The sequence below is a fragment of the Methanobrevibacter arboriphilus genome (assembly GCF_019669925.1).
Taxonomy (GTDB): domain Archaea; phylum Methanobacteriota; class Methanobacteria; order Methanobacteriales; family Methanobacteriaceae; genus Methanobinarius; species Methanobinarius arboriphilus_A.
In genome coordinates this window covers 465763-484266 of record NZ_AP019779.1, presented here as the reverse complement: position 1 = coordinate 484266, position 18504 = coordinate 465763, and the positions used below count along the sequence as shown (strand labels likewise).

Below are 18504 nucleotides of genomic sequence, written 5' to 3'. Positions count from 1 at the left end.
ATTAATTTACTTATTTAATTATTAATTTAATTAGTATTTTAGTTATTAATTTAAATATTACTTTAATTAGTACTTTAGATATCAATTTAACTACTAAATTTGACTTTTAATTTTTTATAAATATACCTAGCTATTTTCTAAGCTTGGTTTTAAAGTAGGACAGTGTTTTAAAATGAATGATAGATATGCAATTGCTATAGACATTGGTACAAGTGGTATTAGAGCTCAAGTATTAGACATAGCCTCTTTAAAAGTAATTTCCACTGCAATTACTCTTAGACATCCTTTACCTGGTGCCAATGTTGTTGATCACCTTCATTTTGCTTTAAAGGTAGGAATAGAAACTGCCAATAATCTTCTTATTGAAGCTATAAATAAGGTAATAGCTGGTTTAAATATTGATACTCAGAATATTGAAAGAGTAGCTGTTTGTGGTAATCCAATACAACTCTCTTTATTTCATAATATTGAAATTAGGGATTTAGCTTATTGGGGAGAAAATGCTCTTGAAAGGCTGGATGTTAAGATTCCTTCAAGAAATGCCACTATAACCTCTCCAAAAGAAATTGGGCTAATTGTATCTGATGATGCATCTATATTCATACCTCCTGCCATAAGGCATGAAATTGGTGCTGATGCTCTTGCAATGCTTTATAAAACAGAAGTTTTAGATAAAGAAGGAATTTATTTAGTTTCTGATTTTGGAACTAATGCTGAAATAGCTTTGGTGATTGATGGTGAAGTTTTTGCTTGTTCTGCTGCTGCAGGACCTGCTATTGAGGGACAAATGATAAATAAAGGTCGACTTGCATCTCCAGGAGCTATTTGTGATTTGGAAGATATTGATTATAATTGGAAAAGTATTATTTTAGACAATGATCTTTTGATTAGTGATGGTGATGTTATTGATCCTTCTGATGGAAAAATTTCATCAAAATCTACTAATGATATTAAAGCTACAGGTATTACAGGAACTGGTGTTATAGCTGCTTTTAGTTTAGGTATTTCTAATGATTTAATTGTAGATTCTAAAATAAAAACTAAAGATCATAAGATTCATTTACAAGACGATATTTATTTAAATGAAGATGATATTATTAATATTGGTAAAGCATTAGGTGCATTTAGAGCAGCTCATTTGACTTTAGCTGAGAAAGCAGATATACTTTTAGAGGATATTGATGCTGTTTATATGGCTGGAGCTTCTGGATTTTATGTAGACCCATTAAAATCCTTAAATATAGGTCAGATACCTCCATCTTCCAGAGAAATTTTTCAAGTTGGAAACACTTCTCTTGATTTAGCTAAAGATATTGCTTTAAATCCTTCTCTTCTCGATGATTTACAAGAAATTGCAGATAAAATGCGTAGTAATCATATAATGCTTGCAACATCTAAAACTTTTGAGAAAATTTATTCTTTAGAACTTTCATTTTATGAAGAAGGTATGCCTTTTTGGATGTATAATCAATGGCTTGAAAAATATGGATTTCAAAGTATTCCTTCAAAAGAGCCTAATCCTATTGTTCATAAGATTTTTGAAAGAGATATTCCAGAATTAGGGGTTAATGGTCTGAATGTTATTAAAATTGGTTTAACTTTAGAAGCTCAGTTTGATGGATGTACAAGTTGCTTAACTTGTATTAAGAATTGTCCTGAAGATGCAATATCTTTAACTGGTGATGGTAAAATTTTATTGAGAACAGATAAATGTGCAGGTTTAGGATGTCAAAAATGTGTTTTAGGATGTCCTGAAAAAGTTTTTGATTATGGTAAATTTTTAAATATTTCTTGATTTTTAAATATTTATTAAAAATCTTTTTGCATTATTTTATTGATAGTATAAAGTGTTTTTACTTGTAGTATAATTATTTGTAGTATAGATTATAATATTGATTTTAATAATAACTTGTAATAATAACTTGTAATATTTAATTGTAATATCGTAATATTTGATTGTATTATCAGCATAATTAGCATTATGATTGTATAAATTATTAATATAATTAACAATAAAATATTATAATAATTATAATTTATTTAAAAATAATTTATTTAAAAACAATTCATTATAATGACCATAATTCATTATAATAATTATATTAAAAATTAGAACATTATAAAGGATTCAAGGTGAACTTCATGAATTTAAAAGAAAATCTTTTATCAGTACTTTCAGGAGAAAATGTTGATGTTGCACCAGTTATTAGTGTTACACAATTGGGAATTGTAGAAGCTATGGAAAAAACAGGAGCTATGTGGCCTGAAGCCCATAAAGACTCTGAAAAAATGGCTAAACTAGGAAGTTCTCTTTATGAACTTGCTGGACTTGAATGTGCAAGAATACCTTTTTGTCTTACTGTTGAAGCTGAGGCTATGGGTGCACAAGTAGATTTAGGTGGAAAAGATAAACCTCCTCAAGTTTTAAATACACCATTTTCTAATGCTGATGATATAGATATTCCAGATAATTTTTTAGAAAGTGGAAGAATTCCAACTGTATTAAAAGCAGTTGAAATTTTAAAAGAAAAATATGATGATCTTCCAATTGTTGTTGGAATTACTGGACCTTTTACATTAACAGGACATTTATTAGGCGTTGAAAATCTTGTTAGATATTTAAAAACTGATATTGACGAGGTTGAAGATGCAATTGAAAATTCCCTTGATGCTTGTATGGACTATGCAGAGGCTCTTTCTGATGTAGAAGTGGATGTTGTATGTGTAGCTGAACCAACTGCTTCTCCAGAGCTTATTGACCCTTTACAATTTAAATCTATTGTTAAACCAAGATTAGAAGATCTTGCAGGTTTTATAGATGAGAAAAAGGTTTTACATATTTGTGGATCTACTCAAGAAATAATTCATGATATGGCTTCTATTGGTTATGATGGAATTAGTGTTGAAGAGAAAGTTGATATTGTTAAAGCAAAAGAAGATATTGAATGTGGTATATCTTCTTTAAAATCTGGTGGAAAATGTTTACCTAATACTATTAATACTCCTTCAAAGATTATTGGAAACGTTTCTACAAGTCAAACATTGTTTACAGGTTCAATTGAGGATGTTAAAACAGAAACTAAAAAAGCTTTAGATGATGGAATAGCTATTTTAGCACCTAGCTGTGGATTAGCTCCTTTATCTCCAATAGCTAATATTAAGGCAATGGTTGAAGCAAGAAATGAATATTATGGTTTATAACCTATTAATATTTTTGTTTTAATTCAAATTCAACTATATTTTTATTTTTTTCAATTCTTATCAATTCTTTACTTAATATAATTCTTACTTATTATTATAATTCTTTAGTTATTTTATTAATTCTCTACTTTTTTGATTTTTGTTAGGTTTTGTAGTTAATTTTATTAAAATTATTTTTAAGAAAATTATTTTTTTAAAGAAAAGCTAACAATTATTGATGCAATTTTAGGATCTTCAGGTAAATTATACTTCTTTTTAAGATAAAAATCACTTTGTGCAGATGGACTTGAGGATATAACATTATCAATCATTTCAATGTTGTCTAATTCAGAAAATTCTACTGGAGGTAAAATGAAATATTGTTTTTTTGGATTAAAATCTTTACTTTCAAGATTTTCTTTATATATTACAAAATCATCACTTAAAAAATAAGCATCTTTATTATTTTTAAGTTCTTCCTTTTCTTTCTTTGAAAATATATCATGACCTAATATTCTACCATCTTCGGTTGTAAGAATTAATGTTGGATTTGTTGGGTTTCTAAAATGGCTATTTTTAAAAAGAACTAGAGAAAAATCTCTTCTAAAACACTCTTTTACTCCTTCATTAATAACAGGTATTAGTTCATTATCATGATTAGATTCAATATCTATTATTTCTTTTATATCTTCGTTCGATAATCTTTCTATTTTTAAAACTCCATCCATCAGTTCCATATTTTTTTTTATTTTTTCAATTACCATTCTTATTCCTTTGATTTTTTAAATCTATTTAACTTATTTTAAGTTTATTTAACTTATCTTAAGCTTAATTCATATTAAGCTTATTTAATTTATCTTAAGCTTATCTAATTTATTTTAATCTTATTTAATTTATTCTAATATAATGATTTCTTTTAATATATATCGTTTTCTTATTATTTTTTATTTTTATTTTTAGTATTATTTTTTATATCTTTTATCTTTTTTATTTTTACTATCATTTTTTCTGTTTATCTATATTTTGACTTAAATTAGAAGGATTTATAAAACCAGACCTTATCATTTGATCAGCTAAAACAATAGCTACAGCTGATTCACTAACAACTGTTACTCTTGGACATATACAAGGATCATGTCTTCCTTTGATCTCAATTTTTGTTTCTTCACAACTTTTTAAATCAACTGTATTTTGTAACATGGATATTGAGGGAGTTGGTTTAACAGCTACCCTTGTAATAATTGGCATTCCATTACTTATTCCGCCTAATATTCCTCCAGAAGTGTTGGTAGTAGTTCCAATATTGACATTATTAATATTATTATCACTATTATTATTTTCTTTTATATAATATTCATCATTTATTTGTGAAGCTGTAGAATTAGCTACATCGAATCCAAAACCAATTTCAACTCCTTTAACAGACCCAATTTCCATAAGTGCTTTAGCTAATTCTCCATCTAATTTTCCAAAGATAGGCTCTCCAAGACCTGCTGGAACATCAATAGCTATTGTTTCAACAATTCCTCCAATTGAATCTCCTTTATTTTTATATTCTAATATTAATTCTTCCATCTCTTTAGCTGCATTTGGATCGGCACAATGAACAGGGTTTTCATTTGCCTTTTCTTCAATTAAATTCATATTAACTGTTTTAGCTTTTATATCTCCAACTTGAATAACATGAGATATGACTTTAATTCCAAATTGTCTTAATAGTTTTTTAGCTATAGCCCCTCCTATTACATGTCCAATTGTGACTCTGCCACTTCCACGGCCTCCACCATTATAATCATAGTTTCCATATTTTTCAATCCAAGTGTAATCCCCATGACCTGGCCTAGGAGTATTTTTAATATAATTATAATCTCTTGAACGTTTATCTTCATTAAATACAACCCCTGTTATTGGTGTTCCATCAGTTTTTCCTTCAAATATTCCTGATAATATTTGAACTCTATCTTTTTCTTTTCTTGGACTTGTAATAGAACTTGTTCCAGGTCTTCTTCTATCAAGTTCTTTTTGTATGTCTTTTTCATTTAGTTCTAGATTAGCTGGACATCCATCAATAACTGCTCCAATTGCTTTTCCATGACTAGATCCAAAGCTTGTTATAGAAAATATCTTTCCAGTAGTGTTTGTCATAAAATTCCTCTATTTTGATATTTATATATTATAATATATTTAATAATATAACTACAATAGTTAATTCTAATATTAAATTTAGATAATATTAATCTTAGATAATGTTAATCGAATTATATATAATTTATTATAGATTTATTTTTATAGCTAATTAATTTAATTGTTGTAATTGTCTTTTTATTTGTCATGGCTATATTATTATATTATTTATACTATAACTAACTAATATTTAATTAATATTTAGCTTAATAATGTTTTTATAACTATATTTTATTATATAAAACTTAATATATATTTTTAATAATTAATATGTGGTGTTTATATGTCATTAAATTTTTATGGTGGAGTAAATGAAATTGGAGGGAATAAAATCCTTGTTGATAATAAAGATTCTTCCAATTCAGATGATAAAAATATTTCTTCGCTATTTTTAGACTTTGGTATGAGTTTTTCAAAAGCTGGAGATTATTTTTCAGAATTTTTACAACCAAGAAAACTTAATGGAATTATGGATTTTGTTGAATTGGGCCTGCTTCCTAAAATTAAGGGAATTTATAGAGAAGACTATTTAAAACATTGTGGCTTAGAATGTTCTAAAGAACCCTCTGTGGATGGTGTTTTATTATCTCATGCACACATGGATCATTGTGCTTATATCCATCATCTCCGTGAGGATATTCCGATTTTTATGAGAAAAGAATCTGAAATTATTCTATCAGTTTTAGAAGAAACTGGTAAATCTTCATTTGGAGAAATTATGAGTCTTAAAAAGAGTTTTCATTATGTTCCTAAAAAGAGAGGTGAAGGCTATAAAAAACTGACTGGTAAGGAAGCAAAGGTTGAAAGAAATATAGTAAGTATTGATCCTTACTCTCCTTTTGATATTAATGGTTTTAAGGTAACTTCTATTCCTGTTGATCATTCTCTTCCTGGTTCTTCTGCTTATTTTTTAGAGAGTGATGATGAAGCTATTGTTTATAGTGGAGATATTCGTTTTCATGGTAGAAATAAAAGTTTTAGTGATAAATTTGTTTCTAAATCTTATAAATTCAATCCGACTATAATGATTTGTGAAGGAACAAGAATTAACGAGAATAGTAAAGGTAATGAGGAAGATATTGAAACAAAAGCTGTTAATTTAATTAAAGATTATAATGGGTTAGTATTTGTTAATTATCCTATTAGAGATTTAGATAGACTTATCACTTTTTATAATGTTGCAAAAGATACTGATAGGATTTTAGCTATTAATTCTAAACAAGCTTATATGCTGAAGCTATTGGAAGATGAAAAGGGTATTGAAAACGATAAATATCCTAAATTAAGTGATTCTAACATTGTTGTTTATTTTCCTCGTAAAAAGCAAGGCTTAATCTCTGGTGAACATTATGTTTGTTATGATGGTGATTGGAAAACTTTAGATTCTTGTGATTTGGAGCTTAAAAGTGATTATGATATTTGGGAAAGAGAGTTTTTAGAAGGAGATAATGTAATTAATTATACAGATTTACAAGAAGAGCCTCAAAAATATATTTTTAGATGTGATTTCTTTGAACTTAATCAATTAATTGATATTAATCCAGAAAATGGTTTGTATATTCATTCAGCTACTGAACCTTTTAATGAAGAGATGGAAATTGATTTTAAGCGAGTTGAAAATTGGTTAAATCATTTTAATCTTCTTCCTATTCATCACATGCATGTTTCTGGTCATGGAAGCGGGAATGAGATATTAGCTATGATTCGTGAAATAAATCCTGAAAAACTATATCCTATTCATACTGAGAATATAGAATCTTTTGATATCTTAAAAGATGAGGGTATAGAGGTTATACATCCTAATCTTAGTTTTTAGGTTATTTTAGCTATTAGCTAATTTAACCAACTTAACCAACTTAACTAACTTAACTAACTTAAGTAACTTAAGTAAATTAAGTAGCTTAACTAGCTTACATAGATTAATCTAACTTACCTAATTTTACTAACTAATTTTAATAACTTAAATAATTTAACTAAGCTTAACAAATTTACTAATATCTATTTTACTAATATCTATATTATTCAAATAATTATTAAACATTGATAAAATCAGTAGGATCATCCTTTTGGGTGAAAGCTATAATATTGAGAGAATTTGAAAAAAAACTACAATTTTCAGATAAAATCTTCTTAACAGATTTAAGTGCAATTGATTTATTGTTGTGATCATTACTAAGATGGCATAATATAATACTATGTGTATTTTCATCTATACAATTAGATAAAACACTCCCACAGTCTTCATTAGATAAATGACCAACTTTACTAAGGATTCTTTGTTTATTAAATTCTGGTCGATTTCCATTTAAAAGTAAATCTACATTGTGATTACTTTCAATTAAATAAACATCTGCACATTTAATTATTGATAAAGTTTTAGAATCTACATGACCAATATCTGTTAAACATACCAATTTTTTATCTTCATGTTCAATCATGTAAAATTGAGAGTTAATAGAGTCATGACTGGTAGAAAATGCAGTAATCTTTAAATCACCTAAAATAATACTTTCATCAGATTCTATAAAATTCAATGAATCTGGATTTATAATGCCTGTTGTTTTTTTAAATTTATCACAGTTTAAAGTATCCTTATTTCCATAGATTAACGTGTCATAACAACGATTAATGACTCCAATACCTCTAATATGATCTACATGCTCATGAGAAATAAAAATAGATTTAATATCTCTTAAATCCTTACCAATTCTATTTAAAAGAATTTCAGTTCGTTTTTTACTTAAACCTGCATCTATTAATATTGAAGTTTCATCACTTTCAATGTAAATGATATTTCCACTAGACCCACTTGCCAAAACAGATAATTTTAAGCTCAAATTGACTCATCCTTTGATTAAATGCATATTTTAGAAATAAATATTTTAGAAAAAATACTATAAAATAGAATATTTTAAAGTTTAAATTAAGTAATAGCTATTTGTTAAATAACTATTATTTTTATTATTAATTCTTATTTTTTGTTATATGTATAAATATTTATGGATTTTTAATTAAATACAATATTAATATTTTCTGTATTTTTATAAGTTTAAAATGAAGTTTTTATTACTTAATAAGATATAGTTAATAATATATAATAATATCTTAATAATAAGTAATAATATTTTTGTTAGAAATTTTCTAAGGGTTTGTTTTATGGATATGAAAGAAAAGGTTAGTGTTCAGGATACAGAGGTAGTTTTGATGTCTAAAGGTGTGTGAAGAGTTTTTTTTCACTAACTGGTATTGCTAAATAAAGGAATGAGAGGAATCCATTTGAGATAATTAGTCTTTGGCTTAGGACTTATAGTACAATAGAATATTTGGGGTTATGGGAAAAATTAAATAATCTAAATAATAATTATCTAATCATATTAATTATTTTGTCTTATATTATTTATTGTCAGACAAATAATTTTTTATGGTAAAATCTATATCTAAGATTAAACAATATTATATTGTAAAAATATATTGGTGATAATATGATTACAACTAAATTATATAATAGATATCAAACTGTAATCCCATCTGAAATTAGAAAAAAAATTTCTGTTGATCCAGATTCAATTGTTGAATGGACCATTAATGAAAAAGGAAAAGTAGAATTAGAATTTCGAAAAAGATTAACAGAAAAAGACATTATTGGATTAATAAAACAAGAATTACCTTATAATTCTGTTGAAATAAAAAAAAGGTCTGGTAGAGGTTTAGATTGGGAATAGGAAGTTATATTATGATTTTTGTAGATTCTTGTTTAATAATTGCCCTGGTGGTGGAAAAAGACCAATGGCATAATCAATCATTACTATTAGTGGAGGATCTTGAAAAGGAAGAAAAGGTTATCACAGAAGCAATGATTTTAGAATCATTAAATATGATTGGGAAATGTAAAGGTGGAAAAGTTGGAAGAACCATTTTCCAATATATAGAAGACAATTACCGTATTTATAAAACTCCAGATTTTCTAAATAGAGCAATGAAAGAATTTATTAAATATGATGGAATTTTATCATTAGCAGACTGCACAGCAATAATTGCAATGAAAGATTTAGGAATATGTGAAATATACAGCTTTGATGACCATTTTGACAAAGTAGATGGAATATTAAGGGTAAATTAATTTTTCATCTTTCTGTTAATGCATGATTTTATGGAAGAAAACATGAAAAGAGAAAATAATTGATAGTATTTTAAATTTTTATCTCATAAAATTTGAAAAAATTAATGTATGTATTTTTGTTACTGAAATAAATCGTGAAAATTTTAAAAATGAGCAAATTGAAGTGTATTCTTACTATTTAATAACTTATATTTATCATTATAATAATATTATTATTATAATAATATAATTAATAAGATGAATACTACTAATAATATTAATAATAGAAATAGGTACAATGATTAACAGTAAATATAAAAATAATTTGAATTTAATATTTGATAAACTGCTCAAAACTTATTCTTATCAAGGTTGGTGGCCATTTATTGGCTATGATGGAGTAAATCCTACTAAAACAGGAGCTATATCTGGTTATCATCCTAAAGATTATGATTTTCCGAAAGATACTAATCAAAAGTTTGAGATAGTTATTGGCTCAATTCTTACTCAAAATACTACATGGCCTTCAGTAGAACAGGCATTAAATAATTTAAACAAACTAGTTGATTTTGATCCTCTTTCTATTTTAGAATTTGCAAATAATAATGAAGAACCATTTAAAAATGCAATAAGATGTGCTGGATTTGTTAATCAAAAGACAGAATATCTTAAAAATATAGCTAATTTTTATATTGATTTAAAAGAGGATTTAGATAAGGAAGATGAAATTCCTTCAAGAAAAGATCTTTTAAATGTTAAAGGTATTGGAAATGAAACTGCCGATTCAATACTCCTTTTTGCTCATAAACAGAAAGAATTTAAAGTTGATGCTTATACAAAAAGAATTTTTACTTATTTAGGATATATTAAAGAAAATGATAGTTATATGTCAATCAAGAACTTTTTTGAAACTAATTTTTCAGGGGATGTTAATATGTTTCAAGAATATCATGCTTTGATTGTTGAACATGCTAAAAGATATTATTCAAAAAAGCCTTATGGTGTAAATGATAAAATACTTAATGAATTTAAAATATAATGTTTATTGTTAACGATATAAATAAATTTACTAATATTAAATAAATTTACTTAATTTTATTAACATTTATTAACATAATATTATTTATTAATATTATTCATTAATATATTTATTAAAATAATATAATTTTATTAATATTCTAATATTATATTATAATATTATAATACTAATATTAAATGCGAACACAATAATTTAATGTTTATTTTTATTTAAAGGTGAAATAAAATGAATTTTCCAATTACAAGAATGAGAAGGCTTCGAAAATCTCCTGAGATTCGAGATATTTTTAGAGAAACAAAGCTTAATAAAGAAGATTTGATCTATCCTATTTTTGTTAAAGAAGGGCTTGAAAATGGCAAAAAAGAACCTATCTCTACAATGCCTGATGAATTTAGATACTCTATTGATGATGCAGTTGAATTTGGAAAATCATTGGAAAAAAAAGGATTAAAATCAATAATAATATTTGGAATGCCTTTAGAAGAAACAAAAGATGAAATTGGATCTCCTGCATTTTCAGATGATGGAATTGTTCAAAAAGCTATTAGAAAATTTAAAGAGGAAACTAATCTTATTGTTATTAGTGATGTTTGTTTATGTCAGTATACTTCTCATGGACATTGTGGTATTTTAAGTGAATTTGTTGATGAAGGTTTTGATGGAGTTAGTAATGATATTGCTGACAATACTTCTGATTCTTTTGAAATTTTAAATGATGAAACTTTAGATTATTTAGCTGAAGTAGCTTTATCACATGCTGAAGCTGGAGCAGACATTGTGGCTCCTTCTGATATGATGGATGGTCGTGTAATGGCTATAAGGGATATTCTTGATAAAAATGGTCATGAAAATACTCTTATCATGTCATATTCTGCTAAATATGCTTCTTCATTTTATGCTCCTTTTAGAGAAGCAGTGTGTTCTAGTCCAAGTTGTGGAGATAGGAAATCTTATCAAATGGATCCAGCTAATTCTAGAGAAGCTATTCGTGAAAGTGAACTTGATTTAATTGAAGGTGCTGATGTTTTAATGGTTAAACCTGCCTTAGCATATTTAGATATTATAAAATCTTTAAAAGAAGAGTTTGATCTTCCATTAGCTGCTTATAATGTAAGTGGTGAGTATTCTATGATTAAAGCAGGTATTGAAGCAGGTTATTTAACTGAAGGTGCTATTTTTGAAAGTTTACTTTCTATAAAGCGAGCTGGGGCTGATTTGATTTTAACTCATTTTGCTCCTTATGTTTTAGATAAATTATAATCTTTTTTTTTATGTGGATTTTTAATGATATAAGTGCTTTATAATATATAAAGTTTAATAACATAAGAGTTTAAAAATAGGGGTTCAATAAAATATTGGAGTTTAATAATATGGATAATAGTATTAATAATATTAATCCTGAGTTAATAGCTAAAATAGCTCAAATATCATCTGTTCTTGAAGTTAGTGGTTATCCAAAACCTGGTAATGTCCATAGAAATCGTGATTTTCATGATATGGTTTTTGAAGATTTTATTATCAGTGGAATTGTAATTGGAGATACTATTCGTGAAGCTGCATCTTTTGGAAGTGAGATTAATAATTCTATATCTTTTAAAGAGGCGAATATTGGAAAATATATTCTTAATGCTGTTAAAGAAACAGATAAATGGATAGCTAACAATACTAATTTAGGTATTATAATGTTACTTACTCCAATTGCTATTTCTGCATCTATTAGTAATACTATTGATGAATTAAGAGAAAATATTCATAATATCATTATTAATTCTAGTGTTATTGATACTATTGCTCTTTATGAAGCTATTGGGATAGCTGATGCTGGTGGAATGGGTGATACTGATGAGTTTAGTGTTACAAGTGATGATGCTACAAAAGAGCTTATTGAAAATAATTTAAATATTTTCGATGTTTTAAATATTTCTTCATCTTGGGATAGCTTAGCAAAAGAATTAACAAATAAAATGCCAGTTACTTTTGATATTGGTTATCCAATATTTTCAAAATTAAATAAAGAGTATTCAACTAATTTAGCTACTATAACTACGTTTTTAACAATTTTATCTGAAGTTCCGGATACTTTAATCTCAAGAAAGTATGGGGATGAAAAAGCATTAGAAGTATCTAATTTAGCTAGAGAAGTTTTAGATTCAATGGATATCGATGGGGACTTAAATACATTTAATAAAAAAATTAAAGATTTTGATGATTTTTTATTTGAAAATAAATTAAATCCAGGAACTACTGCTGATTTAACTGCTTCATCTATTATGGTTAGTCTTTTATCTGATTATTATTAGCTTTTTATTAGAAATTTTATTATCAAAATATATTATCAAAAGCTATTATTAAGATATTATATTATCAAAAAGTACTTTATTATCAAATATATTATTAAATGGTATTTTATTATCAGAAGGTTTTTTATGGCTGAAATTAATGAAAATTTACTTAAATTTGAAAAAAGTTTAGATGTTAAATATTCAACTTTAAAAAGTTTTGAATTTTCTTCTGGAGAAATTTTAGATAATCTTACTGTTGAGTATTTAACTATTGGAAATAAGATTATTAATGATAATGATGAGATCATTAATGCTATTGTATATTTTCATGGTTTAGGTGAAAATTGTCTTTCAATTAAACATATTCATGAAGTTATTGGTGAAGGAAAAGTTTTAGATACTAATAAATATTTCATAATATCTATTACAGCTTTAGGTTCTCCAAATTCATTTTCTCCTTCTATTTCTGGATTAGGAAGTAAATTTCCAAGATACAACATAAATGATATGATTAACTTTCAAAAAGAATTTTTAAACTCTGAATTTAATGTTAAACATGTTAAAGGGCTAATTGGAAATTCAATGGGAGGTTCTGAAGCTCTTATGTGGGGTACTTTGTATCCATCTTATATGGATTTTATTATATCTTTAGTTAATAGCTATAAAATTTCAGGAAACAATTATATTTTATTCTCTTTAATTAATCAGATAGTTAAAAGTGATTCTAATTATAATAATGGTGATTATAAAGAACCTCTAAAATCTGTTGGTATAGCTAATCAATTATTTTATCCTTTTGGGTTCTCAGCTGAATATTATAGGAATAATGATATTAATATGATAAATAAAGAGCTAAATAGTCTTAAAGATAATTTTAAAGGATATGATGGAAATGATATTATTTTAAGAGGTGATGCTACTTCTAATTATAATATTGAAAAAGACTTATCTAAGATAATAGCTAAAACATTGATTGTAGCTATTAATCAAGATCAACTATTTCCTCCGACTCTTGATGCAATTCCTATGTCTAAAATGATTAAAAACTCAAAATTAGTCATATATGATTCTATTTTTGGTCATCTTGGAGTTAATGAAATAATTAAGATAGAAAATGAGCTGAAAGATTTTTTAAATAAATTTTAATATTTTTAAATAAATCTTAATTTTTTGTGATATTTTTTTGTGATATCATTTATAATACTATTTTTATATTTTCATCAAATATTTTTTCATCAAATATTTTTATTACAATTAATATTTATACTAATAGAAACATAATTATTTATGTTATTTTATTAATACTCATTATATCAATAAATTAATATTACTATTATTATCATGATAATAATAATTATAATCACTACTATAATTATAATTAATTTTATTATTCCTTTTATATTTTTTTTAGGTGTTTAGATGTGTGAAGACATTACTAAGATTATTGATGAACTACATATATACGAAAAAAAGCTATTGAAATCTCTTAAAGAAAATGAGAATTATACTCCTGAAGAAATAGCTAAAATCAATTCTATGGATATTAAATCAGTTATGAGTGCAGCTGGTTCACTTGCTTCAAAAGATATTATTGAAGTGGAAAAATCTGTAACTGAATCTATTAAATTGACTGATGTTGGCAAAAAATACGCTGAAATTGGTCTCCCAGAAAGAAGGGTTTTAAATGTTTTAATAGATGAAAAAGAGTTATCTATGAAGGATTTAGCTACATCCACTAGTATTGAAAATTATGAGATAAAAATTGTTATTGGATGGCTAGTTCGTAAAAAATGGGCTAAAATTGATAAAGGTACAGTGAAATTAACTGATTTTGGTGCTGAATTTAAGGATAAAAAAGGCAATGATGAACTTTTATTGAAATACTTATTGAAGTCTATTGATTCAGTAGTCTCTATCTCTGATTTTGATGAAGATTTACTTGAAGGATTAAAACAACTAAATGATAGAAAAAATCTAATTGAAGTGGAAAAACAAACAGAACACATTTTTAAAATTCTTGAAAAAGGTTTAAAAATATTAAATAGAGGAATAACTATTCAAGAGGAAGCTACTCAATTAACATCAGAGCAAATTAAAACTGGGGAATGGAAAAACTTAAAATATCGTCCTTATGATATTAATGCTGAATATCCTGAAGTTTTCCCTGGTAAAGGTCATCCTCTTAGAATGATTATTGAAGAGATCCGTGAAATATTTTTAAATCTTGGTTTTTCTGAATCTAATGGATGTATTTTGGAATCTGCTTTTTGGAATTTTGATTCTTTATTCCAACCTCAAGATCATGCTGCTCGTGAGATGCAGGATACTTTCTATGTTAAAAACCCTATTAGCTGTAATCTTCCTGATGAGGTTTTAGTTGAATCTGTAGCTAAAACTCATGAAAATGGTGGAAATACTGGTTCTGAGGGATGGAATTATAATTGGAGTAAAGAAATTGCAGAACAGTCAGTTTTAAGGACTCACACTACTGGAATATCAACAAGGTTTTTAGAAGAAAATAAACCTCCATTAAAAATGTTTTCTGTTGGAAGGGTATTTAGGAGAGAAACAATTACTTATAAACATTTACCTGAGTTTCATCAAGTTGAAGGTATTGTTGCTGCAGATGGAATTAGCTATCAAAATCTTCTTGGAACTTTAAAAGAATTTTATAAAAAATTAGGTTTTGAAGTTAGATTTAGACCTGCTTATTTCCCTTACACATATTTGTCAACTGAATGTGAAGTTTATCTTGAAGAAAAAGAAAGTTGGATAGAACTTGGAGGTTCTGGAATGTTTAGACCAGAAGTTTTAGAACCCTTAGGTATTGATGTTCCTGTACTTGCATTTGGACTTGGAATTGAGAGATTAGCTATGATTCGATATGATATAAGTGATATTAGAATGCTTTATAAGAGTGATATCAAATGGTTAAGAGAAATTCCAGTTGATAATGGGATAAAATTAGATTAGGGAATAGAAGTAGATTAGGGATAGAATTAGATGAGGATGAAAATAGGTTAAATATAAAGATATGTTAAATAATTTTAAATAATATTTTAGAAATTATTTAATATTATTTAAAATTTTTATTTTATTAAAATTCTTATTTTCTTTAATAATATACTTATTTTATCTCTTATTTTGTCTGATTATTATAGAAAGTATTATTCATATTAATAAATAATATTCTCCATCTGATTTGTTTATTGGTTTTATTATGCCTTTGTTTTCAAGAGATAATATTATATGATACATTCTGAAGTTACTTAACTTTAGATCACCATATAACAAATTACCTTCTAAAATATATTTAGAGATTGTTCTATCTTGATCAGCTAACTTTTCTATGATTTCAAGAGATTTTTGTTCTTTAACATCTAAATCTGCTTTAATCACTTCTTGTCTAGAGTCTACTGCATTTATACTCTTATCAAAATCTGCTAGCTTTATTTTCTTTTCTTTATATTCTATAAGATTCTTATTATTTAATTCTTTTAAAATCTCTCTTAATTCATGTTCATATATTCCAAGTTCCATTTTTATTAGATTTTCAGGTATTCCATCATCATATTCTAAATGGAATATTTTTATTTGATTAAATACAATTTCCTCTTTTTTTGTTATTGTTATCATATATATTTTCCTTATTTATTTTCCTTGTATTTAAGTTCAAATTTCTTTTTAATCATCATTTTTTGGAATAAGTAAATTTGCAGCTACTAACCTACATATATCTGTTTTTGTAATAACTCCCACTGGTTTTTTAGCTTTTATTACAAGAAGTCCAGATACATCCGCTCTTAACATTAAGTTAGCTGCATTTTTTATATCTTCTTCAGAATTTACAGTCATAATATTAGTTGTCATTATGTTTTTAATTTTTTCTTGATTATTTTCTTTATTTAAGTCACTTAATTTGTTTAAAACTCCTATTAAGTCACTATAAGAAACAACCCCTTTTGGAGTTCCATTATCATCTATAACGAAAAGTCTTCTAACTCCATTTCTATACATTTTTTCAAAAGCTTCAATGGGGCTTGTTTGTTCGTTTACTGATATTACTTCTTGGTTCATTACATCTTTAATTTTCATGCTCTACCTTTTTTTATTCTGTTAGTTATAATTATATTATTTATGCTATATCTAATTTTTTATAATATATTTAATTTTTTATTAATTATACTAAATTTTGTATAATAAATTTATACTATTTCACTGATTATTAATACTATTTTATTAGATTTTTTATATTATTAATAATATTTATCTTTATTTACTTATAGCATTTTCAGATTGTTATTTTAATTTTGTTTGTATTTATTATTAGAATTGGAAAATATTTTATTATTTACTTTTAATTTGTTAATGAATATATATTATTGTTTCTATTGTTAATTATTCTATGTTGATTTATTTTTTAATTTTAGAAAAATTTATGTTAGATTAGAAAGATATTTATAGTGGATAATAATTTTAATAATATTTATATATTATAAAGTACTACTATAATATAGGGTACTAATAGAAATAAATCTAAAAATAATAAATTTCTACTAAATTCTCTATAAAAAATAGTATATATAAATTGATTTAATTTTGATATATTACAATAAGTTTATTCAAAATTACTTTAAATAGTATTATTGAGTACTTTGACTAAAATATTTTTTCGTGAAATATTTGATATTTAGTATCCTTTTTAAGATGTTTTAAATATATTTTAAATATAATTATTTTATTTAGATATAATTAATTTATTTAGAATATCTTATTTAAGAGTGTTTCATTTAAAGTTTTTAAATATAATAAATGAGAGTATTTCAATATATTATCCTATATAGAACTATTCGTTGTTTTTATTTTTTAGGTTCTTATGGTAAAATATAAACTAGGTTATATTAAAAATAATAAATGTTTACTATTATAAAATTATATTTATTTATCTATAATTTTATTTAGGGTGCTTATAAATATATGAAAGTATATATAGTATATATTATGTTTATATATAGGTTTTATAATATACTTATATGTAAATGATGAAATATGAGGAAGGTTTTAAAAATGATGAGAATAAGTATGTCTTTACCAAAAAAATTACTCGCCGATTTTGATGAAGTCTTAAAAGACAGAGGTTACCAATCTCGTTCAAAAGGTATTCGAGATGCTTTAAAAGATTATATAGTAAGATATCAATGGATGAATGAAATGGAAGGAAACAGAATTGGTGTTATTACTGTTATATATGATCATTATTATACTGGAGTTATGGAAAGCTTAGCTGAAATCCAGCATGATTATAGGGATGAAATTAACACTAGTATGCATATACACATGACTTCTAAGTATTGTATGGAAGTTATTGTTGTTAATGGAGATGTTAATAGTATTAGGGAGTTAACAGAAAAAATGATGAGACTTAAAGGAGTCGATCATGTAAAACTCACTAGTACAGCTAATGGTGAATCTTTCGATCCAGACTGATTAATTATATTTGTTTTATTTAATTTTTATTTTTTATTTAGTTTTATTATTAATATTTATTTTTAATCATACTATTTTTTAATTATCTATTTTTAATTATACTATTTTTTAATTATTTTTTTAGTTTTACTATTTTTTTAGTTTTATTATTTATATTGTTTAATTCTAATTAGTTAATTTTAATTAGTTAACTTTAATTATCCAATTCTAAATTTATTATTAAATTATATTAA

16 protein-coding genes are annotated in these 18504 nt (G+C 25.1%); 11 read left to right on the top strand and 5 right to left on the bottom strand.

From position 1 onward, the window contains the following. Positions 1-172 precede the first annotated feature (172 nt). Positions 173-1795: a methylamine methyltransferase corrinoid protein reductive activase gene (locus MarbSA_RS02010; protein ID WP_221061740.1), complete on the top strand. Its 1623-nt coding sequence runs from the start codon at positions 173-175 to the stop codon at positions 1793-1795. 347 nt (positions 1796-2142) lie between these two features. Continuing rightward, on the top strand, positions 2143-3201 hold the full coding sequence (gene mtaA, locus MarbSA_RS02005) for a methylcobamide:CoM methyltransferase MtaA (RefSeq protein ID WP_054834836.1): 1059 nt from the start codon (positions 2143-2145) through the stop codon (positions 3199-3201). A gap of 185 nt (positions 3202-3386) precedes the next feature. Here the strand turns inward: mtaA and MarbSA_RS02000 are convergent, their stop codons facing one another. After that, on the bottom strand, positions 3387-3944 hold the full coding sequence (locus MarbSA_RS02000; RefSeq protein ID WP_054834837.1) for a hypothetical protein: 558 nt from the start codon (positions 3942-3944) through the stop codon (positions 3387-3389). Positions 3945-4179: 235 nt separating this feature from the next. Further along, positions 4180-5325 (bottom strand): chorismate synthase, encoded by a 1146-nt coding sequence (aroC, locus tag MarbSA_RS01995; protein WP_221061739.1) that lies wholly within the window; start codon positions 5323-5325, stop codon positions 4180-4182. A gap of 322 nt (positions 5326-5647) precedes the next feature. On the opposite strand from aroC, the gene MarbSA_RS01990 reads away from it, so the two are divergent. Then, entirely contained in the window at positions 5648-7180 is a 1533-nt protein-coding gene (locus MarbSA_RS01990; protein WP_221061738.1) for an MBL fold metallo-hydrolase, read from the top strand. Positions 7181-7397: 217 nt separating this feature from the next. On the opposite strand, the gene MarbSA_RS01985 is transcribed toward MarbSA_RS01990, so the two are convergent. Beyond that, entirely contained in the window at positions 7398-8201 is an 804-nt protein-coding gene (locus MarbSA_RS01985; RefSeq protein WP_054835644.1) for an MBL fold metallo-hydrolase, read from the bottom strand. 645 nt (positions 8202-8846) lie between these two features. On the opposite strand from MarbSA_RS01985, the gene MarbSA_RS01980 reads away from it, so the two are divergent. The 7 genes from MarbSA_RS01980 (at position 8847) to pheS (ending at position 15757) form a co-directional block, all read left to right on the top strand. Beyond that, positions 8847-9086, top strand: a complete 240-nt coding sequence (locus tag MarbSA_RS01980) for an AbrB/MazE/SpoVT family DNA-binding domain-containing protein (protein ID WP_221061737.1) — start codon at positions 8847-8849, stop codon at positions 9084-9086. Between the two features lie 47 nt (positions 9087-9133). Further along, entirely contained in the window at positions 9134-9484 is a 351-nt protein-coding gene (locus MarbSA_RS01975; RefSeq protein WP_221061736.1) for a type II toxin-antitoxin system VapC family toxin, read from the top strand. A 277-nt stretch (positions 9485-9761) separates the two neighbouring features. Beyond that, complete coding sequence (locus MarbSA_RS01970; protein ID WP_054835952.1) at positions 9762-10502, top strand: endonuclease III domain-containing protein; 741 nt, start codon at positions 9762-9764, stop codon at positions 10500-10502. Positions 10503-10727: 225 nt separating this feature from the next. Further along, positions 10728-11762, top strand: a complete 1035-nt coding sequence (hemB, locus tag MarbSA_RS01965) for a porphobilinogen synthase (protein ID WP_221061735.1) — start codon at positions 10728-10730, stop codon at positions 11760-11762. Between the two features lie 131 nt (positions 11763-11893). Continuing rightward, positions 11894-12802 (top strand): triphosphoribosyl-dephospho-CoA synthase, encoded by a 909-nt coding sequence (locus MarbSA_RS01960; RefSeq protein ID WP_221062041.1) that lies wholly within the window; start codon positions 11894-11896, stop codon positions 12800-12802. A gap of 126 nt (positions 12803-12928) precedes the next feature. Then, positions 12929-13930, top strand: coding sequence for an alpha/beta fold hydrolase (locus tag MarbSA_RS01955; RefSeq protein WP_054835583.1), 1002 nt, complete (start codon positions 12929-12931; stop codon positions 13928-13930). A 273-nt stretch (positions 13931-14203) separates the two neighbouring features. Next, on the top strand, positions 14204-15757 hold the full coding sequence (gene pheS / locus MarbSA_RS01950; protein ID WP_221061734.1) for a phenylalanine--tRNA ligase subunit alpha: 1554 nt from the start codon (positions 14204-14206) through the stop codon (positions 15755-15757). Positions 15758-15955: 198 nt separating this feature from the next. Here pheS and MarbSA_RS01945 read toward each other — a convergent pair whose 3' ends face one another. Together MarbSA_RS01945 and MarbSA_RS01940 are read right to left on the bottom strand one after the other, a co-directional pair. After that, positions 15956-16420 carry a hypothetical protein gene (locus MarbSA_RS01945; RefSeq protein ID WP_042704183.1) on the bottom strand — a complete coding sequence of 155 codons (465 nt, stop codon included), beginning with the start codon at positions 16418-16420 and terminating at the stop codon, positions 15956-15958. A 48-nt stretch (positions 16421-16468) separates the two neighbouring features. Then, positions 16469-16879 (bottom strand): CBS domain-containing protein, encoded by a 411-nt coding sequence (locus MarbSA_RS01940; RefSeq protein WP_042704181.1) that lies wholly within the window; start codon positions 16877-16879, stop codon positions 16469-16471. 954 nt (positions 16880-17833) lie between these two features. Here MarbSA_RS01940 and nikR point away from each other — a divergent pair. Beyond that, positions 17834-18271: a nickel-responsive transcriptional regulator NikR gene (gene nikR / locus MarbSA_RS01935; protein WP_394296191.1), complete on the top strand. Its 438-nt coding sequence runs from the start codon at positions 17834-17836 to the stop codon at positions 18269-18271. Positions 18272-18504: the final 233 nt, after the last annotated feature.